The organism is Stenotrophomonas sp. G106K1, assembly GCF_037969685.1.
In the GTDB taxonomy this organism is placed as follows: Bacteria; Pseudomonadota; Gammaproteobacteria; order Xanthomonadales; family Xanthomonadaceae; genus Stenotrophomonas; species Stenotrophomonas lactitubi.
This window is the reverse complement of record NZ_JBBPFR010000017.1, coordinates 1-23,947: the sequence shown is the minus strand read 5'-3', so window position 1 is coordinate 23,947 and position 23,947 is coordinate 1. Positions and strand designations below refer to the sequence as shown.

The window sequence follows — 23,947 nt, the reverse complement described above, 5'->3', positions numbered from 1 at the left end:
GGGAACCTGTGGATAGTTCTGACGCGAGGGAAAAGTGGCTTTTTTATCCACAGTTCGCCCACACCTTGTGTATAAGTCATACAGTCCCGCTGTGGATGGCGTGGAACGGGTGCTTCGATTTTTTTGAAATCTGTGGAACCTGGCAGGGCCGTTGTCAGCAGATTTCAAAGAATTTTCGGAGTACTGACGGTCACCGCGGCGCACCGTCAGGCCTGATGCGCGTGCAACGGCCGCCGGATTCTTGAAATCTGGGCTCCTTGAGCCTTGGCGGGCTGCTGGATCTGAACGATTTCGGTCGCTGTCCCATCGTCTGTCGCTGGCAGCCACCCCCGATCACGTGAAACACGAGGTTTCCGGCGTCGCCAGGGCTCACCGTTCGCGGGCCGCGTCCAGCCATGACGGCTGGCTTGACCAATGCAGTAAGCTGGGTGATTCCCCGCCCTTCTACCGCCATGTGCGGATGGTCTGTCGCATCCCATGCAGATTCGTCGTCTTGCCCTCCATCAGTTGCGTCGATTCGATGCGGTGGAGCTGTCGCCCCAGCCAGGGGTGAATCTGCTGACCGGTGACAACGGCGCTGGCAAGACCAGCGTCCTTGAGGCGCTGCATCTGATGGCCTATGGGCGGAGTTTTCGCGGGCGGGTACGCGACGGCCTGGTGCGTCAGGGCCATGAAGCATTGGAAGTCTTCGTGGAATGGGACGAACAACGGGGGGATCTGCCCGCGCAGCGTCGAAAAGCGGGCCTGCGCCATAGTGGACAGGAGTGGAAGGGGCGCCTGGATGGCGAAGACGTTGCTCAGCTCGGAAACCTGTGTGCCGCTCTGGCGGTGGTCACCTTTGAACCAGGCAGCCATGCCTTGGTGAGTGGTGGTGGTGAACCGCGCCGGCGTTTCCTCGATTGGGGCCTGTTCCACGTGGAACCAGACTTCCTTTCCCTGTGGCGGCGCTATTCGCGGGCGTTGAAGCAGCGCAATGCCCTGCTCAAGCAGGGCGGGCCGTCGCGGATGCTCGATACCTGGGATCACGAGCTGGCCGAGGCGGGAGAGCCGCTGACCAGTCGTCGGCAGCACTATCTGGAGCGGCTGCAGTCCCGGACGATCGCATTGGCCGAGGCATTGGCTCCTCAGCTGGGAATTGTGGGCCTGAATCTAAGCCCGGGCTGGCGCCGAAGCGAGGTTCCACTGGCAGATGCACTGCTGCTGGCACGCGAACGCGACCGTCAGGCGGGCTATACCTCGCTGGGCCCGCACCGGGCGGACTGGAGCGTGGCGTTCCATAGCATTCCAGGTCGCGATGCGCTCTCGCGAGGCCAGGCCAAGCTCACCGCCCTCGCCTGTCTGCTGGCTCAGGCGGAGGATTACGCTGAGCAGCGCGGCGAGTGGCCCGTCATCGCGCTAGATGATCTGGCTTCGGAGCTGGATCGCACCCACCAGGCCCGGATACTGCGCCGCTTGTTGGCGGCGCCGGCGCAGATCTTCATCACCGCAACAGAAACGCCTGCGGCACTGGAGACCCTGAGCGACATCACCCGGTTCCACGTGGAACATGCACAGATCGTGGCTGTGCCATAGTGGGCACGGCAAGGCCGCTCAGCCCCGGCTGGTATAATTCAGGCTGCTATCCCTTCATTCTCGGCACATCGCTCAACGCGGTGTCCGACCTGCGGAGCCTACGGCAAGCGCAATGACCGACGAACAGAACACCCCGGCAAACAACGGCAACTACGACGCCAACAGCATTACGGCCCTGGAAGGCCTGGAGGCTGTCCGCAAGCGCCCAGGCATGTACATCGGCGATGTCCATGACGGCACCGGCCTGCATCACATGGTGTTCGAGGTCGTCGACAACTCGATCGACGAAGCCCTCGCCGGCCATGCCGACCACGTGTCGGTGACGATCCATGCCGATGGCTCGGTGGGCGTGTCCGACAACGGCCGCGGCATCCCGACGGGCAAGCACGAGCAGATGAGCAAAAAGCTCGATCGCGACGTGTCGGCAGCCGAAGTCGTGATGACGGTCCTGCACGCAGGCGGCAAGTTCGACGACAACAGTTACAAGGTTTCCGGCGGCCTGCACGGCGTGGGCGTCAGCGTGGTCAACGCGCTGTCGCAGAAGCTGGTCCTGGATATCTACCAGGGCGGTTTCCACTACCAGCAGGAATACGCCGACGGCGCAGCTCTGCATCCGCTCAAGCAGGTCGGGCCCAGCACCAAGCGCGGTACCACCCTGCGCTTCTGGCCCTCGGTAAAGGCTTTCCACGACAACGTGGAATTCCACTACGACATCCTGGCCCGTCGCCTGCGCGAACTGTCCTTCCTCAATTCCGGCGTCAAGATCGTGCTGGTGGACGAGCGTGGCGATGGCCGCCGCGACGACTTCCATTACGAGGGCGGCATCCGCAGCTTCGTGGAGCATCTGGCGCAGCTGAAGACGCCGTTGCATCCGAACGTGATCTCGGTAAGCGGCGAATCCAACGGCATCACCGTGGAAGTGGCGTTGCAGTGGACGGACTCCTACCAGGAGACGATGTACTGCTTCACCAACAACATTCCGCAGAAGGACGGCGGTACCCACCTGGCCGGCTTCCGTGGCGCGTTGACCCGCGTGCTCAACAACTACATCGAGCAGAACGGCATCGCCAAACAGGCCAAGATCAACCTGACCGGCGACGACATGCGCGAAGGCATGATCGCGGTGCTGTCGGTGAAGGTGCCAGATCCCAGCTTCTCCAGCCAGACCAAGGAAAAGCTGGTCAGCTCGGACGTGCGCCCGGCCGTGGAAAGCGCGTTCGGCCAGCGTCTGGAAGAATTCCTGCAGGAAAACCCGAACGAAGCCAAGGCCATCGCCGGCAAGATCGTCGACGCTGCCCGTGCCCGCGAAGCGGCTCGCAAGGCGCGCGACCTGACCCGCCGCAAGGGTGCGCTGGATATCGCCGGCCTGCCGGGCAAGCTGGCCGACTGCCAGGAAAAGGATCCGGCGCTGTCCGAACTGTTCATCGTCGAGGGTGACTCGGCAGGTGGTTCGGCCAAGCAGGGCCGCAACCGCAAGAACCAGGCGGTGCTGCCGTTGCGCGGCAAGATCCTCAACGTGGAACGTGCGCGCTTCGACCGCATGCTGGCGTCCGACCAGGTGGGTACGCTGATCACCGCGCTGGGCACGGGCATCGGTCGCGACGAGTACAACCCGGACAAGCTGCGGTACCACAAGATCATCATCATGACCGACGCCGACGTCGACGGCGCACACATCCGCACCCTGCTGCTGACGTTCTTCTACCGTCAGATGCCGGAGCTGATCGAGCGCGGTTATGTCTATATCGGCCTGCCGCCGCTGTACAAGATCAAGCAGGGCAAGCAGGAGCTGTACCTGAAGGACGATCCGGCACTGGACAGCTATCTGGCCAGCAGCGCGGTGGAAAATGCTGGGCTGGTGCCGGCCAGCGGCGAGCCGCCGATCGACGGCGTGGCACTGGAAAAGCTGCTGCTCGCCTACGCTGCCGCGCAGGACACGATCAACCGCAATACCCACCGCTACGACCGCAGCCTGCTTGAAGCGCTGGTCGATTTCATGCCGCTGGAGCTGGAAAACCTGCGCACTGCAGGTCCTGGCGAAGGCCTGGACGCGCTGGCCAAGCACCTCAACCAGGGCAACCTCGGCAGCGCCCGCTTCACCCTGGAACTGCAGGAACCCAACGAGCAGCGTCCGGCTGCAGTGCTGGTCACGCGCAGCCACATGGGCGAACAGCACATCCAGGTGCTGCCGCTGTCCGCGCTGGAAAGCGGCGAACTGCGCGGCATCCACCAGGCAGCGCAGCTGCTGCACGGTCTGGTCCGCGAAGGCGCGGTCATCACCCGTGGCGCCAAGTCGATCGAGATCGACTCGTTCGCGCAGGCCCGCAACTGGCTGCTGGACGAAGCCAAGCGCGGCCGTCAGATCCAGCGATTCAAGGGTCTGGGCGAAATGAATCCGGAACAGCTGTGGGATACCACCGTGAATCCCGATACCCGTCGCCTGCTGCAGGTGCGTATCGAAGATGCGGTCGCCGCTGACCAGATCTTCAGCACCCTGATGGGCGATGTGGTCGAACCGCGTCGTGACTTCATCGAAGACAACGCGTTGAAGGTCGCCAACCTGGATATCTGACACAATCGGATCGTGGCCGGCGCGCGGGGAGGTGCGCCGGCTTTTGTCCCTTGATCGCAGGTAATCGATGTCCGCTTCCGCCCCGGTTTCCGCTCCGCCGCCGGTCCCGCCGGCAACCGCAGCCGCCCGCGCCTCCTCGCCGCTGGCAGGTTTCTTCATTGACATGGGCATTGCTGCCGTCACCCTGTTCGGGTTGAGCCTGGTGAGTGGTCTGGTGTGGGGGCTCTACCGTGGCATCGTGGTGGGTTATGCCAGCGCCAAATCCGGCGGCGGTACGCCTGATGCGGCAGCGGTTGCCCAGCAGCTCGGCCAACCCGGTGCGCTCGGGCAGATCCTGATGGCACTGGTCGCTACCGGCGGCGCAGCGCTGCTGGTGTATTTCTGGCGCCGACCGGCCAACGCTGCCGAACGCCAGCGTTCGCGGGATGCACTCCGTCGCCCCTCCACCTGGGGTTGGACCCTGCTGGTTGCCAGCGCGATCGTGATCGGCAGCAACGGCATCGCGTTCGTGGCCAAGCAGATGGGCATCGAGCCGGTGCCGACAAACCTCGAACTGATGCAGAACGCGGTTGCCCGCTTTCCGCTGTTCCTGACGTTGTTTGCCGTGGTGCTTGCACCCGCCTACGAAGAACTGCTGTTCCGCCGGGTCCTGTTCGGGCGTCTGTGGCAGGCCGGACGGCCGTGGCTGGGGATGATCCTGAGCAGCCTGGCGTTCGCGCTCATCCATGAAATTCCCGGTACCAGCGCCAATGGCCCGGCCGAGATCGCACAGCTGTGGCTGGTTTACGGGGGCATGGGCGCTGCATTCTGCTGGCTGTACCGCCGCACCGGCACCTTGTGGGCGGCGATCGCCGCACATGCACTGAACAATGCCGTGGCGCTTGCAGCCCTGGTGTTTTTCGGGGCAACGTAAGGCGCTGTCCGCTTGACGAAAGATTAAGCAGACCCGTTACACACTGGGCTTTCTGAACACGGGGGTGGGTCCATGAAACAACTGCTGCTGGCCATCGTCATCACCACTCTGGTCAGCGCCTGCGCGACCACCACCTCACCCACAGGCCGTCGGCAGATGGTGGGCGGTGTGTCGCAGGCTCAGCTGGACCAGCTGGGTGCGCAGGCGTTCGCCGAAACCAAGCAGAAAGAGAAGATCAGCAGCGACGGCCGCCAGAACGGCTACGTGCAATGCGTGGTCAACGCGCTGGTTGCACAGCTGCCATCACAGTACCGTGGCGTACGGTGGGAAACGGCCGTATTCGTCGACAAGGAACCCAACGCCTTCGCCTTGCCTGGCGGCAAGGTCGGGGTCAACACCGGCATCTTCAGCGTCGCCAGGAACCAGGATCAGCTGGCCGCGGTGATCGGCCATGAAATCGGCCATGTGATCGCCCGCCACCACGAAGAGCGCATCACCCGGCAGATGGGCGCGCAGACCGGATTGGCGGTGCTGGGGGCGTTGGCCGGCGCGTATGGCGGCGAAGGCGCAGCCAGCACGGTCAACCAGCTTGGCGGGATGGGTGCGCAGACCGCGTTCCTGTTGCCCGGCTCACGGACCCAGGAGAGCGAGGCTGACGTAATCGGTCAGCGATTGATGGCCGAGGCCGGATTCAACCCTGCCCAGGCGGTCGATCTGTGGCAGAACATGATGGCCGCCAGTGGCGGTCGCAGCCCGCAATGGTTGTCCACCCATCCCGATCCAGCCAACCGGATCAGGGAGTTGCAGCGTGATGTACCGGCGCTCGGCCCCGTCTACCAGCAGGCCCAGGCGGCCGGACGCCGGCCAAAGTGTGGCTGAGTGCGCAGATTCATGCTGTATTGCAGCACATAAAACGATTTCTCACGCCATCTGTTTCTGATACGTTTGGCGGCTCAGATTTTTCTGACAGTCCGACTTTGCCGCTACCGGCGGTTCGATCGAGGTGAACGATGATTTTCCGTAACCACAAAGCTGTGCTTTCCGTCCTCATCGCCACTGCCCTGACCGGCGCCGTGGTCACCGATGCGTTCGCGCAGTCCTCGCGTTCGTCCGAGCGTGGCAACCGTGGCGGCAAGCAGGCCAAGGCCGAAGTGCTGTTCCCGAACGCGACCCGCCAGGAACCGGCAGCGAAGTCGTCGGCCAAGCTGGGCAGCAAGCTGCAGAAGATGATTGACAGCTACAACAAGGAAAAGTTCCCGGAGACCCGCACGCTGGCCGACGAGATCCTGGCCAACGAAGGCGCCAACGAATACGACAAGTCGCTGGCCGCGCAGCTCGCCTCCCAGGCCGCCTACCAGACCGACGACACCGCAGCCGCCATCGCCTACCTGAAGCAGGTGCTGCAGTTCAACGGCCTGGACAACAACGGCCACTTCCAGTCCATGCTGATGCTGGGCCAGCTGCAGATCCAGGAAGACAAGACCGCTGAAGGCCTGGCGACCCTGGACAAGTACTTCGCCGAGAGCAAGTCGACCAAGCCGGAAGAGCTGATCATCAAGGGCCAGGCGCTGTACCAGCTGGAGCGCTACCAGGAAGCGATCCCGGTGCTGAAGCAGGCCATCGCCGGCGCTGCCGAGCCGAAGGACAACTGGAACCAGCTGCTGATGGCCGCGCTGTCAGAAGCCGGCCAGACCGGTGAAGCGGTGCAGGCCGCCGAGGCACTGGCGGCCAAGAACCCGAATGACAAGAAGGCGCAGCTGAACCTGGCCAACATGTACATGCAGGCCGACCAGATGCCGAAGGCCGCCGCGGTGATGGACAAGCTGCGCAGCAGCGGCCAGCTCACCGAAGAGCGCGAGTACAAGCAGCTGTACTCGATCTATGCCAACACCGAGAACAAGGAAAAGGACGTCATCGCGGTCATCAACGAGGGGTTGCAGAAGGGCATCCTGAAGCCGGATTACCAGGTCTACCTGGCACTGGCCCAGTCCTACTACTACTCCGACCAGGTGCCGCAGGCGATCGATGCGTGGCAGAAGGCTGCCCCGCTCTCCAAGGACGGTGAGACCTACCTGAATCTGGCACGCGTTTTGCACAGTGAAGGTCGTGTCCCGGAGGCCAAGCAGGCCGCCCAGCAGGCGCTGGCGAAGGGCGTGAAGAACCAGGCGGATGCCAAGAAAATCATCAACCTGAAGTAAGTAGGAATAACGCCTGAACGCCTGCCCAGTTGATGCGCAAGCGCTCAGGATTGGTATAAGCTTGGAGGTTCCTGCGGTGTCATGCACCGCTGATCAGGGATCCCGCCCCCGGGATTCCGGCCCCACTATTGAGCTCTTGGCGCATGACGGAACAACTAGTCGTTCACCGGTACGAACAACCTGATGACAAGGGGCTGAGCTGGCCTCGCATCGTCGGTATCGCGTTTGTAATCGCCCTGCATCTGGCCGCCTTCATGATGCTCCTGATTCCTGCCGTGGCTCCCAAGGCCGTGGCGGAGAAGGAGCGCAACGTCATGGTGACCATCGTCGACGCACCGCCGCCGCCGCCACCGCCGCCGCCGCCGCCGCCGCCGCAGGACACCCCGCCGCCGCCGGTCAAGAATCTGTCGCCGCCGAAGCCGTCGCCCGTCCCGCCGCCGCCGCAGGCGCCGGTCGTCGACGTGCCGGAACCGCGCCCGAACGATATCGTTACCCCGCCGGCACCGCCTGCGCCGCCGGCACCGCCGACCTCGATCGAGGCCAGCGTGGACATCTCGTCGAAGGCCATGAATCCGCCGCGCTATCCGCCGGCCGCCTTCCGCGCCGGTATCCAGGGCGAAGTGATCCTGATCATTGATGTCGATGCCAACGGCAACGTCACCAATGTCACGGTGGAAAAGTCCAGCCGTAACCGCGACCTGGACCGTGCTGCGATGGAAGCTGCCCGCAAGTGGCGTTTCAACGCCGCTGAATCTGGCGGTAAGAAGGCTGCTGGCCGCGTTCGCGTCCCGGTCAACTTTGCGCTGAACTGACGTGCCCGGGTGGCCGCCTGGCCACCCTCGCCGCCAGTTCGATTTTTAGCTTAGCTACACCCTTTATCACCACACACAACAAAGGTAAGCGTCATGCTGCAGGAAATTTTCATCGCCGCTGCTGCCGGGGGCAATCCGTCCAATGCCCTGTCGCAGATGGGCTTCGAGCACCTGATCCACGAAATGACCACCAAGCCGGGTGATTTCGCGGTTTCCTGGGTCGTGCTGCTGACCCTGGTCATCATGTCGGCCATGTCCTGGTACTGGACCGTCATCAACATCTTCCGTGCTACCCGCCTGAAGAGCGCCGCTGATCGCGTCGTCAGCCTGTTCTGGGATACCCCGAACGCGCAGGACGCCATCCGTGCAATGGAAGAGCAGCCGGCTTCGGAGCCGTTCTCGAAGATCGCACTGGACGCTGCCCAGGCTGCTGCGCACCACCAGCGTGCTGAAGGCGGCGCTGTCGGCGGCGTGGGTGAGAACCTGAGCCGTTCGGAGTTCGTCGACCGTGCTCTGCGCCAGGCCGTGACCCGCGAAAGCAACAAGCTGCAGTCGGGCATGACCCTGCTGGCCACCGTCGGCGCAACCGCTCCGTTCGTCGGTCTGCTGGGTACCGTGTGGGGCATCTACGGCGCGCTGATCAAGATCGGTGCCACCGGCTCCGCTTCGATCGACGCCGTTGCTGGCCCGGTGGGTGAAGCACTGATCATGACCGCCATCGGTCTGTTCGTCGCGATCCCGGCCGTGTTCGCCTTCAACTTCTTCAGCAAGATCAACAGCGCGACCATCAGCAAGTTCGATACCTTCGCGCACGACCTGCACGACTTCTTCGCCACCGGTTCGCGCGTCCGCTAATTGCGACGCGCTGTACCCGCGAGAACGTAGTCACCAAGATCTAGACGGAGCCCGTTATGGCTTTCAGTAGTGGTAACAGCGGCGGCCCCATGGCCGACATCAACGTTACGCCCCTCGTGGACGTGATGCTGGTGCTGCTGATCATCTTCATCATCACGGCGCCGCTGATGTCCCACAAGGTCAAGGTGGATCTGCCGGAGGCCAACCTGGTCCAGAAGCCGGACGACACCAACGACCGCAAGGGTCCCATCACCCTGGCAGTCAAGGAAGACGGTTCGATCTACTGGAACGACGAAGAGATCAACAAGCAGACCCTCGAGTCGCGCTTGGCGACCGCCGCCCAGCAGACCCCGCAACCGCCGTTGAACCTGCGTGGTGACCGCACCACCAAGATGCGTGTCATCAACGAGATGACCAAGATCGCGCAGGAACAGGGCATGCTGGACGTCGGCTTCGTGGCGACCAAAGAGAAGGGGCAATAAGCCATGGCATTCAGTAGTGGTGGTGGCAAAGGCCCCATGGCAGACATCAACGTCACGCCCCTCGTGGACGTGATGCTGGTGCTGCTGATCATCTTCATCGTCACCGCGCCGATCATGACGTACCCGATCGCCGTGGACCTGCCGCAGCGCGTGCTCAACCCACCGCCGCAGCTGGTCGAACCGCCGCCGCCGATCGAGTTGAAGATCGACGCCAGCAACCAGGTCTCGTGGAACAACAGCCCGATCAACGCAAGCGAGCTGCAGCAGCGGATGGAGCAGGAGGTCCAGCGTGACCCGACCAACCAGCCGGAACTGCGGATCGATGCCAGCCCGGATTCGGAGTACGACGTGATGGCCAAGGTTCTGGCCGCCGCGAAGAATGCTCAGATGAAGAAGATCGGCTTCGTGCAGCAGTAAATCGCTACACCGTAATACATCAGTCATGACGCGACTGCAGACGCCCCTGGAAACAGGGGCGTCTTTTTTGTGCGCGATGGAGGAGTCTGCCGGGCTGCGCCCGGTCCCGAGGTGGATCCACGCCATGCGCGGATGCGTCTTCCTGGGAATGCGTCTGGGAAAGAATGCCGCTGTCCGGTGCGTGTCCCCGCTATGATCGGCGGATGCTCGCCCTCTTCGATTCCGTGCGCCATTGGCTTGATGGCATCGCCCACCTGGGAACCATCCTTGCGGTGGCCTATCTGCTCTATCTGCTGGCGTTGACGGGCTGGATCATGCTGCAGAAGCGCGAGCCGGTGGCCACGCTGAGCTGGATCCTGTCGCTGGCACTGCTGCCCTACCTCGGCCTCTTCATCTACTACCTGCTGGGGCCGCAGAAGGTGAAGCGGCAACGACTGCGACGTGGTCGTGCGCGCTCGGGCATGGAGCACTACAGCGATGTCTGCCCGCCCGATGCCGACTGCACCGAACTGGCCAAGATCGCGCAGGCGACGACCGGGCTGGCGCCAAGCACCGCCACCGAAGTGACCTGGCTGGTCGACGGCGCGGCCACCTATGCTGCGCTGTTGGAAGCGGTGGCACAGGCCCGTGACCACGTGCATCTGGAGTACTACATCTTCAATCCCGACCACGCCGGCACCGCGTTGCGGGATGCCTTGGTGGAACGGGCGAGCGCCGGTGTGCAGGTGCGGCTGCTGCTGGACGCGGTAGGCTCCTCCGCCGTGCGCCAGCGCTTCGTGCAGCCCCTGCTGGACGCCGGCGCGGAAGTGGTCTGGTTCCATCCGCGGCAACTGCTGAAGCCTTTCAAGCGACCCTGGTTGAACCTGCGCACGCACCGCAAGCTGGTGATCGTCGATGGCCGGCTGGCCTTCACCGGCGGCATCAACATCACCGACGACGAGGACGAAAGCCGCAACCCGAATGCCTACCGCGATCTGCACATGCGTCTGCGCGGGCACGTGGTGCGCAGCCTGCAGCTGGTGTTTGCCGAGGACTGGCTGTACGCCAGTGGCCAGGACCACTCGCGGTTCGATATCGCCCGGCTGTGGCCGAGCGACATGGCCCTGCGCGGCGACGGCACGATCGACGCGCAGGTGCTGGTCTCCGGCCCGGATTCGGGATGGGAGACGATCCACAGACTGCATGTGGCCGCCATCCAGGAGGCACGTGAGCGGGTCTGGCTGGTGACTCCCTACTTCGTACCCGGCGAGGCGGCGCGGATGGCGCTGACCTCGGCTGCACTCGGCGGACTGGACGTGCGCCTGCTGGTGCCGAAGATGAGCGACTCCTGGTTCGTCACCCAGGCCGCCCGCTCGTATTTCGACGAACTGCTGCATGCAGGAGTGAAGATCTACGAGTACGGTCCGCGCATGCTGCATACCAAGGCGTTCATCGCTGACGACGATGTCTGCATCGTCGGCAGCGCCAACTTCGACCACCGCAGCTTCCGGCTGAACTTCGAGCTGTCGATGATGATCAGCGATCGTGGCCGGGTAGCGGAACTGTCCACGTTGCTGCAGTCCGAGTTCGAGCGTGCCAACCGCGTACACGACCAGGCAGGACGCTCGCTGTGGCTGCATCGGTTGCCCGAGGCCTTCGCGCGATTGGCCTCGCCGCTGCTGTGAGGCAGCGCTACACTGCGGCGGTGGCCCGGGGAGACTGACAATGTACTGGCTGTACCTGCTGCTGGCACTGGGCTGCTTCGCCTTTGCCCTGAAGACACCGAACATGGGCGTGATGTCACTGGCCCTGCTGGGCGCCCTCGCCTTCCTGCTGGCGTGGGTGCGTGGCCGTTACGCGGCACGCTTTGGCGACCTTCAGCGCGATCCGGCGACACTGGTGGACAGCGATGAACTGCGGCGGCTGCGCGAACAGGCCAAGGTGACTCCGACCGATGGCAGCGACCCTCCCTCCCACTCCCCGTAGTCCCGTTCCATGACCCAGCTCAGCGTCAACGTCAACAAGATCGCCGTCCTGCGCAACTCGCGTGGCGGTGCCGAACCGGACGTGGTGCGTGCCGCCCAGGCCTGCCTGGATGCAGGCGCGCATGGCATCACCGTGCACCCGCGACCGGACCGCCGCCACATCACCGCCGAGGACGTGCTGGCACTGTCGGCGCTGACCCGCGCGCGCGGCGTCGAGTTCAACATCGAAGGCAACCCGTTCGCGCCGCCGCGCGAGGGTTACCCCGGGCTGCTGCCGCTGTGCGCGCAGACGCGCCCGGCACAGGCCACGCTGGTTCCCGATGGCGATGGCCAGATCACCTCCGACCACGGTTTCGACTTCGAGCGCGACGCGCAGCGACTGCGCCCGCTGGTGGCCGAGCTGAAGGCGATGGGCTGCCGGGTGAGCCTGTTCGTGGATGCCGGCAACCCGCTGCTGGAACAGGCGGCCGAGGTCGGTGCCGACCGCATCGAGCTGTACACCGGCCCGTATGCCGAGGCCCATGCTGCCGGCGACGCCCGGGCCATGCTGGCGCTGTTCGCCACCGCCGCACGCCGTGCACAGGCCGTCGGCCTGGGTGTGAATGCCGGACACGACCTGTCGCAGGACAACCTGCGTGACTTCCTGGCCGATGTGCCCGACGTGCTGGAGGTCTCGATCGGCCACGCCCTGATCGGCGAAGCCCTGTACGACGGCCTCGATGCCACGGTGAAGGGCTATCTGGCACTGCTGTGAGGCCGACGCTACTGATGTTGTTGTCGCAGCCGTTGAGACGGCCGCGACGTAACCTGCGGCAATGGGTATTGCGATCAAAGGCCGAGGTTCCACGTCCCACCTTGCCGGGCGCTTCGAAAGCACCGTCAGCGAGGCGGTGGACGACGGCTGGGCGATGGACGAGAGCGAAGAATTCCTCGCCCCGCGCCTGCGCACCGAAGTACGCGCGGAGACCGCTCGCAGCATCATCAGCCGCAACAACTCCCCGGACGTCGGCTTCAGCCAATCGGTGAATCCGTATCGAGGCTGCGAGCACGGCTGCTCCTACTGCTTCGCGCGCCCCTCGCATGCCTATCTGAACCTGTCGCCTGGCCTGGACTTCGAGACCAAGCTGTTTGCCAAGACCAACGCGCCACAGCTGCTGCGCAAGGAACTGTCGAAGCCAGGCTACGTGCCGCAGCCGATCGCGCTGGGCATCAACACCGACGCGTACCAGCCGATCGAACGCAAGTTCAAGCTGACCCGCCAGCTGATCGAAGTGATGCTCGAAACGAAACATCCGTTCTCGCTGATCACCAAGAATGCGCTGGTCGAGCGCGACGTCGATCTGCTCGCACCACTGGCGGCGGAGAACCTGGTCAGCGTGCATTTCTCGGTGACCTCGCTGGATCCGCACCTGTCGGCGAAACTGGAGCCGCGCGCCTCGGCACCCCATGCACGGCTACGTGCGATGAAGCGCCTGCACGAAGCGGGCATTCCGGTGGGTGTGATGGTGGCGCCGGTGATCCCCTGGATCAACGACAGCGAACTGGAAACCGTTCTGGAGGCTGCGCACGATGCCGGCGCCAGTACTGCAGGCTACGTGCTGCTGCGCTTGCCGCTGGAAGTGGCGCCGCTGTTCCGCGATTGGCTGGATACCCATCATCCAGATCGCGCCGCACACGTGATGAGCACCATCCAGCAGCTGCGCGGCGGCAAGGATTACGACAGCCAGTTCGGCACGCGCATGCGTGGCCAGGGCGTATATGCGGAGCTGCTGAACAACCGCTTCAAGCTGGCGCGCAAGCGGCTGGGCTTCAATGCGCAGAACAGCCACTGGCCGAAGCTGGACTGCAGCAGGTTCTTGAAGCCGTTGACGCCGAAGGTGGACACACCGCAGGGCAGTCTGTTTTAGGTAGCGGCGGTCGCAGCGCGGTGCTGCGCATCAGCCCCCCCCAAACAACTTCTGCGCGCTTTGGAACAGGATCCAGCTGGTGGCGATGAACTTGTCGCCCCCCTGCGGCCGGTTGCCACGATGGGTATGGGTGAACGCCGTCGGCGCAATCAACAGACTGCCGGTGCGCGGTGCGATCTTCCGCCCCTGGAACAGGAACTCGGTTTCGCCTTCGTCGAAGTCGTCGTTGAGGTACAGCGTCCACAACACATGCCGGTGCAGGGTCTCGGCCTGCGCGTCCTTCGGGTACAGCTCGCAGTGCCAGTACGGGTAACCACCCTCGCCCGCTGTGTACCACTGCAGGTTGATCGCGCCCGGGCGCAGGCAGGTGCGCGCCAGATCCGCCAGCTGCTCCGGCGCCATGTCGGGGAAATCCTCGGCCGACAGGCGTCGCGGCTGGCCGTTGCTGTCCTGGATCTGCAACATCAGCGGCGCGATCAATGCCTGTGGATAACGGCGTAGATAAGTCTGCAGACCGGCAAAAACCGCCTGTTGCAGCTGCTGGTCCACATCCTGCCAGCCCTCCACGCCGCTGATCCGCAGATCCTTGCTGTGCTTGAGTTCCGGGAACACACCGCTGCCCACCGCACCGGGTTTCAGGCCCTGGCTTGCACGCATGCGCGCGACGATCGCAGCGCACACGTCGCTGGGGACGGCGTTGTGGATGACCTCGATGAAATCGATAGGGCCCGGCTCGTGCATGCGTGCATTCCTTCGACGGCAAGGGCTTGATGGTGCCGTTTGCTGCCACTGCTGTCACCCTGCGGTCATGTCATCAATCTGCCATGACCGCTGTAGGGATGGCCGCTGTCAGACGCTCTTCGCGTCATGCTCCTGGTGATAACGCACGGCCTCGGCGACCTCTTCGCGCGAACCGAGGAACACCGGCACGCGCTGGTGCAGTTGGTCGGGTTCCACGTCGGTGATGCGCTCGCGACCGGTCCAGGCCGCACCGCCCGCCTGCTCCACCAGCAGGCCCATCGGGTTGGCTTCGTACATCAGGCGCAGCTTGCCGGCCTTGCCCGGTTCCTTCTTGTCCCACGGGTAGATGAAGATGCCGCCGCGGGTCAGGATGCGATGCACGTCGGCGACCATGCTGGCGATCCAGCGCATGTTGAAGTTCTTCCCGCGCGGGCCTTCCTTGCCGGCCAGCAGATCTTCCACGTAGGCCTGCATCGGCGCTTCCCAGTGCCGCTGGTTGGACATGTTGATGGCGAATTCCTGGGTGGCCGCCGGGATCTGCATGTTCTCGGTGGTCAGCAGGAACTCGCCGGTTTCGCGGTCGAGGGTGAAGGCGTGGGTACCGTGGCCGACAGTCAGCACCAGCTGCGTGCTGGGCCCGTAGATGCAGTAGCCGGCGGCGATCTGCTTGCTGCCCGGCTGCAGGAAGGCGTCATCGCCAGGCAGTTCGACGTTGGTCGGGCAACGCAGCACCGAGAAGATGGTGCCGACGGAGACGTTGACGTCGATGTTGGAGCTGCCATCGAGGGGATCGAACAACAGCAGGAAATCGCCACGCGGGTAGATGTCCGGCACCGGCTGGCTGTGGTCCATTTCCTCCGATGCGCAGGCAGCGAGGTGACCACCCCAGGCGTTGGCTTCCAGCAGGATCTCGTTGCTGATGACATCCAGCTTCTTCTGCGCTTCGCCCTGCACGTTGCCGGTGCCGGCCTCGCCGAGCACGCCACCGAGGGCGCCCTTGCTGACGGCGATGGAGATGCTGGTGCAGGCGCGGGCGACGACCGCGATCAGCTGGCGCAGGTCGGCGTTGATGCGGCCGGCGTGCTGCTGCTGGATCAGGAAGCGGGTCAACGAGGTACGGGACATGGGCGGGCAGGTCTCGGCAACGGGGAAACGCCTATTGTCGCTGGTCTGACTTGCGCGTGGGTGAGCGGGGAAGGCGTAATCGTTTCCAGAGGCGTTGCGGTCGTGGCGCCTTCCTTTCATCGAGGCGCGTGGGAGGGGGAGGCAATGCAGGACACGCTGCAAGTACGTCCATGTAAGCTCGATGGCGCCATCCATGGCGCCAACGGTCCTGCACTGCCTCTCCCTCCCGCGCGCTTCAGGGTTGGCCGCGAGCGCGGTGGTTTTGGCAAAGGCAAAAGCAAAAACAAAGGCGCCTTGCGGCGCCTTTGTTTCCACTGCTTGCTGGAGTGGTGCTTCAGCCCTTGGCGACGGTGGCCACGGCCTTGGCGACGTATTCCAGGTTGTTCTGGTTCAGCGCGGCCACGCAGATGCGGCCGGTGCCGACGGCGTAGATGCCGAACTCGTCGCGCAGGCGCTCGACCTGTTCGCGGCTCAGGCCGGAGTACGAGAACATGCCGGCCTGCTCGTTGATGAAGCCGAACTGCGGGGCGCCGGCGGCGGCCAGCTTCTCGACCAGGCCCTGGCGCAGGGCGTGGATGCGCTCGCGCATCTCGGTCAGTTCCTGCTCCCACATCGCACGCAGTTCCGGGTTGGTCAGCACACCGGCAACCAGTGCAGCACCGTGGGTGGACGGGCTGGAGTAGATCGTGCGGATCACGCGCTTGACCTGCGACTGCACGGCCTTGGCGTCAGCGGCGGTCGGCGCCACCATCGACAGCGCACCCACGCGCTCGCCATACAGCGAGAACGACTTGGAGTACGAGTTGGCGACGATGAAGCTGTCGATGCCGGCCTCGGCGATGATGCGCACCGCGGCGCCGTCCTGCTCGATGCCCTTGTCGAAGCCCTGGTAGGCCATGTCGATGAAGGGGAACAGCTGGCGGTCCTTCAGCAGCTGCGCGACCTGCTTCCACTGGCTGACGGTGAGGTCGGCGCCGGTGGGGTTGTGGCAGCAGGCGTGCAGCAGCACCACGGTACCCGCTTCCAGCTTGCCCAGGTCGGCCAGCAGGCCGTCGAAGTTCACACCGTGGGTGGTCGGGTCGAAGTAGGTGTAATCCACCACCTCGAAACCAGCGGCGCTGAACACGGCGCGGTGGTTTTCCCAGCTCGGGTTGCTCAGCGCGACGGTGGCGTGCGGCAGCAGCTTCTTCAGCACGTCGGCGCCGACGCGCAGCGCACCGCTGCCACCGACCGTCTGTGCGGTGGTGACGCGGCCGGCGGCCAGCAGCGGCGAATCCTTGCCGAACACCAGCTCACGGGTGGCCTGGGTGTATGCCGGCAGGCCATCGATCGGCAGGTAGCCGCGCGGTTTGGCTTCGTTGGCGAGCTGCTGCTCGATCTGCTTGACGGCGCGCAGCAGCGGAATGCGGCCGCTCTCGTCGTAGTAGATGCCCACACCCAGGTTGACCTTGGTCGGGCGGCTGTCGGCGTTGTACGCCTCGGTCAGGCCCAGGATCGGGTCGCCTGGGACCAGTTCCACGTTTGCAAAGAAGGACACGGCGGTACTCGTTCGGTAGACGGAAAGGGGGAGGAATTGCGCCACGCGGCTTGCGGCCTGTCGGCCGAAACCGACCCATCGTAACAAAGCCTGCCGGGGCTGGCCGCCGCCATCGTCATCCGCCTGCCCGTACCATGGCGTGCGTTGCCGCCCGATCCATCAACCTGAATCATGAATCCCGCCGCACGACGTCATTGCCTGCTGCTGTCCGCCCTGCTGCTGTCGCCTTTGGCGGTGGGGGCCGCGCCCTCGCCGACTGCGCTGCCGGCTGTGCAGGTGCAGGCCGCGCGGGTACCGGGCGTGGATCCCTTCGCCCTGCCCGCCAGCCTGGATACGGTGTGGATCGATGCCGATCGTACCGGCGCCAACGCGCAGCTGTCCGAGGCGCTGGGCGGGGTGCCGGGCCTGCTGGCCCGGGACCGGCAGAACTTCGCGCAGGACACCCAGCTGTCGATCCGAGGCTTCGGCGCCCGTTCGACCTTTGGCGTGCGCGGGGTGCGGGTGTTGATCGATGGCGTGCCGGCGACCATGCCCGATGGCCAGGGCCAGCTGTCGCATGCCAGCCTGCTCGGTGCCGAGCGCATCGAGGTGCTGCGCGGGCCGTTCTCGGCCCTGTACGGCAACTCGTCCGGGGGCGTGCTGCAGGTGTGGAGCGCGCAGGGCCAGGCCGGTGACCCGTGGAGGCTGCGGGTGAATGCCGGTGCCGACAACACGCTCAGCGTCGGCGCGCAGCTGCGCGGGGCGGGCAAGGGCATCGACTACAACGTGGCCGCCAACCATTTCAGTACCGATGGCTGGCGTGACCACAGCCGTGCGCGCCGCGAATCGTTGAACGCGCGGCTGGGCACCGAGCTCGCTGGCGGCCGCGTGGAACTGCTGCTCAACGCGCTGGACGCGCCCAACGCGCAGGACCCGCTGGGGCTGACCCGCGCGCAGGTGGCGGCCGACCCGCGCCAGGCCACGGCGGTGGCTGAGCAGTACAACACCCGTAAATCGGTGCGCCAGCAGCAGGCAGGCCTGCGCTGGACCCGTGAAGCCGGTGCGCAGCGCTGGCAGCTGATGGGCTATGCCGGGCAGCGCGCGGTGAGTCAGTACCTGCCGATTCCGCCCAGCGCACAGCGCAACAGCGAGCTACACGCCGGTGGCGTGATCGACCTGGATGGCGGTTACGGCGGGCTGGACGTGCGCTGGGGCTGGAACGGCGATCTGTGGGGCCGCCCGCTGGATCTGGTGGTGGGCGTGAATGCCGATCGCCAGCGCCAGCATCGCACCGGCTACGAGAACTTCGTTGGCACCACCGTGGGGGTACGCGGCCGCCTGCGTCGCGACCAGATCGACATCGTGCAGAACGTGGACCAGTTCGCGCAGGCGTGGTGGCAATGGAGCCCGCGCTGGTCGCTGCTGGCCGGGCTGCGCCACAGCTCGGTGCGCTTCGAATCGGATGATCGCTACATCGTCGGGCGCAACCCGGCCGACAGCGGCCGCCGCCGCTACCAGGCCACCACGCCGGCGGCCGGTGTCAGCTTCGAGGCAAGCCCGCAGTGGCGCCTGCACGCGGCCGTGGGCCGTGGTTTTGAAACCCCGACGTTCAATGAGCTGGGCTACCGCGCCGATGGCCAGGCCGGGCTTGCGCTGGATCTTGCGGCCGCCCGCAGCCGCAGCCTGGAAGTGGGCAGCAAGTGGCGTGCGCAGGATGGAAGGCAGCTCGATGTCAGCCTGTTCCGTGCAGATACCGACGATGAGCTGGCCGTTGCCAGCAATACCAACGGTCGCAGCACTTACCGCAACATCGGCCGCACCCGTCGCCAGGGTGTGGAGTTGCAGTACCGGCAGCCGCTGGCCGAGCAGCTGGACCTGCAGTTGGCCTGGACCTGGCTGCAGGCGCAGGTGCGTTCGTCGTACCTGGCCTGTGCGGCCAGCAACTGCGCGGTGCCCGACACCGTGGTTGCCGCCGGCAGCCGCCTGCCCGGCGTGCCCCGGCAGCAGGCGCATGCCCGCCTGCAGTGGTCGCCGGGGGACTGGCAGTGGGCGCTGGAAGCTGCGGCCAGCAGCGACGTGGTGGTGAACGACATCGCCACCGAGCGCGCGCCGGGATATGCGCTGCTGAACCTGGAGGCCGGCCACAGGTGGACGCTGCAGTCCGGTGACCTGCGCGCATTCGCGCGTGTCGACAACGTGCTGGACCAGCGCTACATCGGTTCGGTGATCGTCAATGACGGCAACGGCCGGTTCTTCGAACCCGGGCCGGACCGCCGCGCCAGCGTGGGCTTGCAGTGGTCATGGCGCTGAAGCGGTAGTGCCGGCTACTGGCCGGCATCGCTCCGTGCAGGAGTCAAGGAGGTTGCCGGCCAGCGGCCGGCACTTACCCGTAGGCCGGAGGCCCTGGCCGGCACGCCAAGTCAATCCGGGGCCTTGGCTGGCACGAACGGCGAGGTCGGGTCGCTGGCCGGGAAGGTCTCTTCCAGCGCCTCGTCCTGGTTGTCGCTCGCGTGCTGCTTGCGCTCGCGTCGCTTCAGCGGGCTTTCCTGGCCACCGCGATTGCGGTCACCGCAGTCCTTGCGATCCTGGGCGGCCTGTTCAGGCCGGCGCACGACGGGCAATGCGCCCTCGTCCGGTGTCGACATGCCGGCGCCACGGTCCTCGGCGTCGGCCAGATCGTGTTTGCCGCGCTGTTCGCCCGGCTCGGGGGTGTGGTTCTCACGCAGGGGGTCACGGGTGATGGTCATGGGGCGTTCCTCCGGTAGGCCCCCACTAGAGCGCGGACAAGGTAAAGCCACTGCGAACCTGGCGTCATGAACATCTTTGTCACGACTGGATAACGGCAGCGCGCGTATTCCTGCCCACCCGCCCTGCTGCAGGAGCCGGCCATGCCCCGTCTTGAACGCCCCGCCCCGTCCGTGTTCAACGCCCTGCTGGATCCGCTTGGCCAGCGCAGCGCGCAGCGCCGGACCCGCCGCACGGAGGACCCCCAAGCGGTGGCGCAGGATTACCTGCAGTACATGCTGAGCGACTACGAGGAACGTCGCGGACAGGGGCATCGCAACTGGCGCGATCTGTGCCCGGTGTATGCCTTCGCGCTGACCACGCACGCCGCCGACTGGCCGCGTGGCGGTGGCGCCGATACCTGTGGCGAACTGGCCGAGCACTGGGACCAGATGCGCGGACAGTCGCGCCTGAACTGGGCACAGGCGCAGCCGGTGGTGGAAGATGCCTGGCGCGCGCTGGACCATATCCCGGCCGCTGCGGTGAGGCCACTGCTGCAGTAGTGCCGGCCGCTGGCCGGCATCCCCAGTATTGAACGAGCGGCCGGCGAGCGGCCGGCCCTACCCGCACGGCGTGCACGTTGCCGACACGGTTGTTTCACGGTAGCCGGCCGAAGCTGGCTACCCCTGCTGAAACCCAGGTGCGCATCATGGCCCGCCCGATCTGGACCGGTACGCTTTCCTTCGGCCTGCTCAACGTACCGGTCTCGCTGATGTCCGGCGAGCGCAAGGTCGACCTGCACTTCCGCATGCTCGATTCGCGCGACCGCAAACCGATCCGCTTCGAACGGGTCAACGCCGATACCGGCGAGGAAGTGCCGTGGAAGGACATCGTCAAAGCCTTCGAGTACGACAAGGGCAGCTATGTCGTGCTGGAGGAAGACGATATCCGTTCGGCGGCGCCGGAAAGCCATGAGACCGTGGAGGTGGAGACCTTCGTCGACGCCAGCCAGATCGATCCACGCTACTACGAAAAACCCTATCTGCTGGTGCCCGGGAAAAAGGCCGAGAAGGGCTATGTGCTGCTGCGGGAAACACTTCGCAGCACCGGTAAGGTCGGTATCGCACGGGTGGTGGTGCGCACGCGCGAGTACCTGTGCGCGGTGATGCCCAACGACGCCGCACTGGTGCTGATGATCCTGCGTTACCCACAGGAACTGGTCGAGCCTGACGACTACAAACTGCCCAGTGGAAAGCTGGTCGATTACCGCATCACCAGCAAGGAAACGGCGATGGCCGAGCAGCTGATCGAGTCGATGGCCGGCGACTGGGATCCGTCGCAGTACCACGATGAATTCCGCGAACGCCTGCAGCAGGTGCTGAACAAGCGCATCAAGTCCAAGGGCGGCACGACCAAGGTAGAAGACGAGCCGGCACCGCACGAAGATGCCACCACCAACGTGGTGGACTTCATGTCGCTGCTGCAGAAGAGCCTGGATGCCAACAAGCGCACGCCGGCGAAGAAGGCGGCAGCGGGCAAGGCATCGGCCAGGAAGACAGCGGCGAAGAAGTCACCGGCAAAAAAGGCCCCTGCGAAGAAGGCTGCAAAGAAGACCGCCGCGCGACGCAAGGAAGGTTGAGCGATGTCGTTGCATCAGTACCGGCGCAAGCGTCGGCTGGGCGGAGGCAGCGGACAGACCCCGGAGCCGGACGATGCAGCGGCACGAGGCAATCCGCAGCGCCGGCCGATCTTCGTGGTCCAACTGCACCACGCCAGCAGCCGTCACTACGATTTCCGCCTGGAGATGGATGGCGTTCTGAAGAGCTGGGCGGTGCCGAAGGGACCGTCGCTGCGGGTGGGTGAGAAGCGCCTGGCGGTGGAGGTGGAAGACCATCCGCTGTCCTATGCCGGCTTCGAAGGTGACATTCCGGAAGGACACTACGGTGCTGGCCACGTCGTTGTATTCGACCACGGCAGCTGGGCCTGCGAAGGCGATCCGCTGCAAGCACTGGCGGCCGGCAAGATCGACTTCGTGCTGCATGGGCAGCGTCTGGCCGGTGGCTGGAAGCTGGTGCGCACGGCGATGAAGGGCCGCCAGGTGCAGTGGTTGCTGATCAAGCGCGATGACGAGCAGGCACGGGATGCCGAAGCGGACGATCTGCTGCACGCGCCGACCCGGAAACCTGCGAAGACCACCCGCGTTTCTGCGAAGAAGGCGGCGCCAGCGCCGCGTACCGCACATCCACGCAAGGCCGATGCACGCTGGCGTGCGCGCGCGCTGAAGCTGGACGGGGCGCATGACAAGGATTATCCGCATCAGTTCAAACCACAGCTCACCGATCATCGCGACAGCGCGCCCGACGGCGAGCGCTGGCTGCACGAGATCAAGTGGGATGGCTACCGGCTGCTGGCCGATCTGCACGCGGGCGAGGTAAAGCTGCGCTCGCGCAATGGCCTGGACTGGACCGCGGATTTTCCCGAAGTGGTGCAGGCCGTACAGGCGCTGCCGGTAAGCGATGCGCGCCTGGATGGGGAACTGGTGGTACTGGATGACAACGGCCGCAGCGACTTCGTCGTGCTGCAGAGGGTGATCGACGGCAGCTCGAAACAACCGCTGCGCTACATCGTGTTCGATCTGCCGGGCGTGGCCGGCGTCGATATCAGCCGCGCGCCACTGCTGGAACGCAAGGCACTGCTGAAGGAACTGATCGGCGACGCAGTTGGCACGCTGGCCTTCAGCGAGCACGTCATCGACCATGGCCCGGCGGTGTTCGACGCCAGCGGCAAGGCGGGTTTCGAAGGCATCGTCAGCAAGCAGATCGACGCGCCCTATGTGAACGCCCGTGCACGCAGCTGGGTGAAGGTGAAGCACGAGGACACCGATGAATTCCTGATCATCGGCCACACCGCGCCAAAAGGCTCGCGGGTGGGATTTGGTTCGCTGCTGCTGGCCACGCCGGACAAGGGCGGCTTGCGCTATGTTGGCCGGGTCGGTACCGGCTTCGACGATGAAGGTCTGCGCGCGCTTTCGGCCACGCTGGCACCGCTGGCGGTGAACGCAGCGGTGCTGCAGCTGCCGTCGCATGTCCCCTTCCGTGCGGCCAGCGTGCGCTGGGTGAAGCCGGTGACGGTGGCCGAGGTCGCGTTCCGTGGCTGGGGCAAGGAAGGATTGCTGCGCCAGGCCAGTTTCAAGCGACTGCGCAGTGACAAGAAGAAGGAGGATCTGGCGATGAGTGCAGCACCGGCCGATGATGGCGACGACGTGGCCATCACCCATCCCGAGCGTGTGGTGTTTGCGAAGAAGAAGCTCAGCAAGGGTGACGTTGCCGACTACTACCGGCAGATGGCGCGCTGGATCCTGCCGGAAATCAGTGGACGACCGCTGTCGCTGCTGCGCTGTCCCGATGGCGTGGGCAAGGCCTGTTTCTTCCAGAAGCACCACGGCCAGGGCCTGGGCGACGCCGTGCATGCAGTGCCGCTGCAGCAGAAAAGCGGGCGCGAGGACTATGTCTATATCGATGACGAACGCGGGCTGCTGCAGCTGGTGCAGATGAACACCCTGGAGCTGCATCCCTGGGGGGCGACGGTGGCCGATCCCGTACATCCCGACAGGCTGGTGTTCGATCTTGATCCGGGTGAGGGCGTGAGCTGGGCCGACGTCAAGCGCGGCGCGCGCGACGTGCGCGATCGATTGCAGGAGACCGGGCTGCAGAGCTTCGTGCGGTTGTCGGGTGGCAAGGGCGTGCATGTGGTGGTGCCGCTGCTGCCCAAGGCGGACTGGGAGGACGCGAAAGCGTTCTGCGAGGCGTTCGCGCAGGCGATGGCCGAACAGGCCCCGGACCGCTACGTGGCGACGATGAGCAAGGCCAAGCGCAGCGGCGTGATCTTCATCGACTGGCTGCGCAATACACGCGGCGCGACCAGCGTGTGTTCGTGGTCGCTGCGTGCGCGAGCGAGCGCGGGCGTGGCGGTGCCGCTGCGCTGGGAAGAGCTGGCGCGGGTCGGCGCTGCCGACGCGTTTCCGATGGACAAGGCATTGGCGCGGGCGAAGCGTTTGAAGTCGGACCCGTGGCAGGGCATCGACGCGTTGAAGCAGACGCTGCCGACGCTGAAGCGGTAGTGCCGGCCGCTGGCCGGCATCCCCAGTAT

At 65.2% G+C, this 23,947-nt stretch carries 21 protein-coding genes; 17 read left to right on the top strand and 4 right to left on the bottom strand.

The features are described from left to right. Positions 1-477: 477 nt before the first annotated feature. The 13 genes from recF to WKB25_RS14935 all read left to right on the top strand — a co-directional run bounded on the left by recF (position 478) and on the right by WKB25_RS14935 (position 13,692). Positions 478-1,572: a DNA replication/repair protein RecF gene (gene recF, locus WKB25_RS14995; protein WP_340571514.1), complete on the top strand. Its 1,095-nt coding sequence runs from the start codon at positions 478-480 to the stop codon at positions 1,570-1,572. Positions 1,573-1,684: 112 nt separating this feature from the next. Then, on the top strand, positions 1,685-4,144 hold the full coding sequence (gene gyrB / locus WKB25_RS14990) for a DNA topoisomerase (ATP-hydrolyzing) subunit B (protein WP_340571511.1): 2,460 nt from the start codon (positions 1,685-1,687) through the stop codon (positions 4,142-4,144). 67 nt (positions 4,145-4,211) lie between these two features. Further along, positions 4,212-5,057, top strand: a complete 846-nt coding sequence (locus tag WKB25_RS14985; protein ID WP_340571508.1) for a CPBP family intramembrane glutamic endopeptidase — start codon at positions 4,212-4,214, stop codon at positions 5,055-5,057. Positions 5,058-5,129: 72 nt separating this feature from the next. Beyond that, the gene (locus WKB25_RS14980; protein WP_340571507.1) at positions 5,130-5,936 is read left to right on the top strand and encodes a M48 family metallopeptidase; all 807 of its coding nucleotides are present in this window, start codon (positions 5,130-5,132) and stop codon (positions 5,934-5,936) included. A gap of 131 nt (positions 5,937-6,067) precedes the next feature. Beyond that, positions 6,068-7,255, top strand: coding sequence for a tetratricopeptide repeat protein (locus WKB25_RS14975; protein WP_176019172.1), 1,188 nt, complete (start codon positions 6,068-6,070; stop codon positions 7,253-7,255). 254 nt (positions 7,256-7,509) lie between these two features. Then, a complete protein-coding gene (locus tag WKB25_RS14970; protein WP_193390920.1) occupies positions 7,510-8,067 on the top strand; it encodes an energy transducer TonB in 558 nt (185 codons plus the stop codon). A gap of 93 nt (positions 8,068-8,160) precedes the next feature. Further along, the gene (gene exbB, locus WKB25_RS14965; RefSeq protein WP_164280584.1) at positions 8,161-8,922 is read left to right on the top strand and encodes a TonB-system energizer ExbB; all 762 of its coding nucleotides are present in this window, start codon (positions 8,161-8,163) and stop codon (positions 8,920-8,922) included. A gap of 56 nt (positions 8,923-8,978) precedes the next feature. Then, positions 8,979-9,404 carry a biopolymer transporter ExbD gene (locus tag WKB25_RS14960; protein WP_012509603.1) on the top strand — a complete coding sequence of 142 codons (426 nt, stop codon included), beginning with the start codon at positions 8,979-8,981 and terminating at the stop codon, positions 9,402-9,404. 3 nt (positions 9,405-9,407) lie between these two features. After that, positions 9,408-9,821, top strand: coding sequence for a biopolymer transporter ExbD (locus WKB25_RS14955; protein ID WP_004132666.1), 414 nt, complete (start codon positions 9,408-9,410; stop codon positions 9,819-9,821). A 203-nt stretch (positions 9,822-10,024) separates the two neighbouring features. Beyond that, positions 10,025-11,485, top strand: a complete 1,461-nt coding sequence (gene cls / locus WKB25_RS14950) for a cardiolipin synthase (protein WP_340571499.1) — start codon at positions 10,025-10,027, stop codon at positions 11,483-11,485. Positions 11,486-11,525: 40 nt separating this feature from the next. Then, a complete protein-coding gene (locus tag WKB25_RS14945; RefSeq protein ID WP_340571497.1) occupies positions 11,526-11,786 on the top strand; it encodes a hypothetical protein in 261 nt (86 codons plus the stop codon). A gap of 9 nt (positions 11,787-11,795) precedes the next feature. After that, complete coding sequence (locus WKB25_RS14940; protein WP_340571495.1) at positions 11,796-12,539, top strand: pyridoxine 5'-phosphate synthase; 744 nt, start codon at positions 11,796-11,798, stop codon at positions 12,537-12,539. Between the two features lie 61 nt (positions 12,540-12,600). After that, positions 12,601-13,692, top strand: a complete 1,092-nt coding sequence (locus WKB25_RS14935) for a PA0069 family radical SAM protein (RefSeq protein ID WP_340571493.1) — start codon at positions 12,601-12,603, stop codon at positions 13,690-13,692. Positions 13,693-13,722: 30 nt separating this feature from the next. Here WKB25_RS14935 and WKB25_RS14930 read toward each other — a convergent pair whose 3' ends face one another. From WKB25_RS14930 to WKB25_RS14920, 3 genes are all read right to left on the bottom strand, one after another. Then, positions 13,723-14,433 (bottom strand): 2OG-Fe(II) oxygenase, encoded by a 711-nt coding sequence (locus WKB25_RS14930; protein WP_340571491.1) that lies wholly within the window; start codon positions 14,431-14,433, stop codon positions 13,723-13,725. Between the two features lie 108 nt (positions 14,434-14,541). Further along, the gene (locus tag WKB25_RS14925) at positions 14,542-15,558 is read right to left on the bottom strand and encodes a class 1 fructose-bisphosphatase (RefSeq protein ID WP_340571489.1); all 1,017 of its coding nucleotides are present in this window, start codon (positions 15,556-15,558) and stop codon (positions 14,542-14,544) included. A 334-nt stretch (positions 15,559-15,892) separates the two neighbouring features. Continuing rightward, a complete protein-coding gene (locus WKB25_RS14920) occupies positions 15,893-17,095 on the bottom strand; it encodes an amino acid aminotransferase (RefSeq protein ID WP_025875527.1) in 1,203 nt (400 codons plus the stop codon). A 171-nt stretch (positions 17,096-17,266) separates the two neighbouring features. Here WKB25_RS14920 and WKB25_RS14915 point away from each other — a divergent pair, with 171 nt between their 5' ends. After that, on the top strand, positions 17,267-19,384 hold the full coding sequence (locus tag WKB25_RS14915) for a TonB-dependent receptor (protein WP_340571487.1): 2,118 nt from the start codon (positions 17,267-17,269) through the stop codon (positions 19,382-19,384). 110 nt (positions 19,385-19,494) lie between these two features. On the opposite strand, the gene WKB25_RS14910 is transcribed toward WKB25_RS14915, so the two are convergent. Further along, positions 19,495-19,821 carry a hypothetical protein gene (locus WKB25_RS14910; RefSeq protein WP_340571605.1) on the bottom strand — a complete coding sequence of 109 codons (327 nt, stop codon included), beginning with the start codon at positions 19,819-19,821 and terminating at the stop codon, positions 19,495-19,497. A 141-nt stretch (positions 19,822-19,962) separates the two neighbouring features. Between WKB25_RS14910 and WKB25_RS14905 the strand changes: the two genes are divergently transcribed. From WKB25_RS14905 to ligD, 3 genes are all read left to right on the top strand, one after another. After that, entirely contained in the window at positions 19,963-20,361 is a 399-nt protein-coding gene (locus WKB25_RS14905; protein ID WP_340571485.1) for a hypothetical protein, read from the top strand. A gap of 146 nt (positions 20,362-20,507) precedes the next feature. Further along, a complete protein-coding gene (locus WKB25_RS14900; protein WP_340571483.1) occupies positions 20,508-21,437 on the top strand; it encodes a Ku protein in 930 nt (309 codons plus the stop codon). A 3-nt stretch (positions 21,438-21,440) separates the two neighbouring features. Further along, positions 21,441-23,918 (top strand): DNA ligase D, encoded by a 2,478-nt coding sequence (gene ligD, locus WKB25_RS14895; protein WP_340571481.1) that lies wholly within the window; start codon positions 21,441-21,443, stop codon positions 23,916-23,918. The last annotated feature ends 29 nt before the right edge of the window (positions 23,919-23,947 follow it).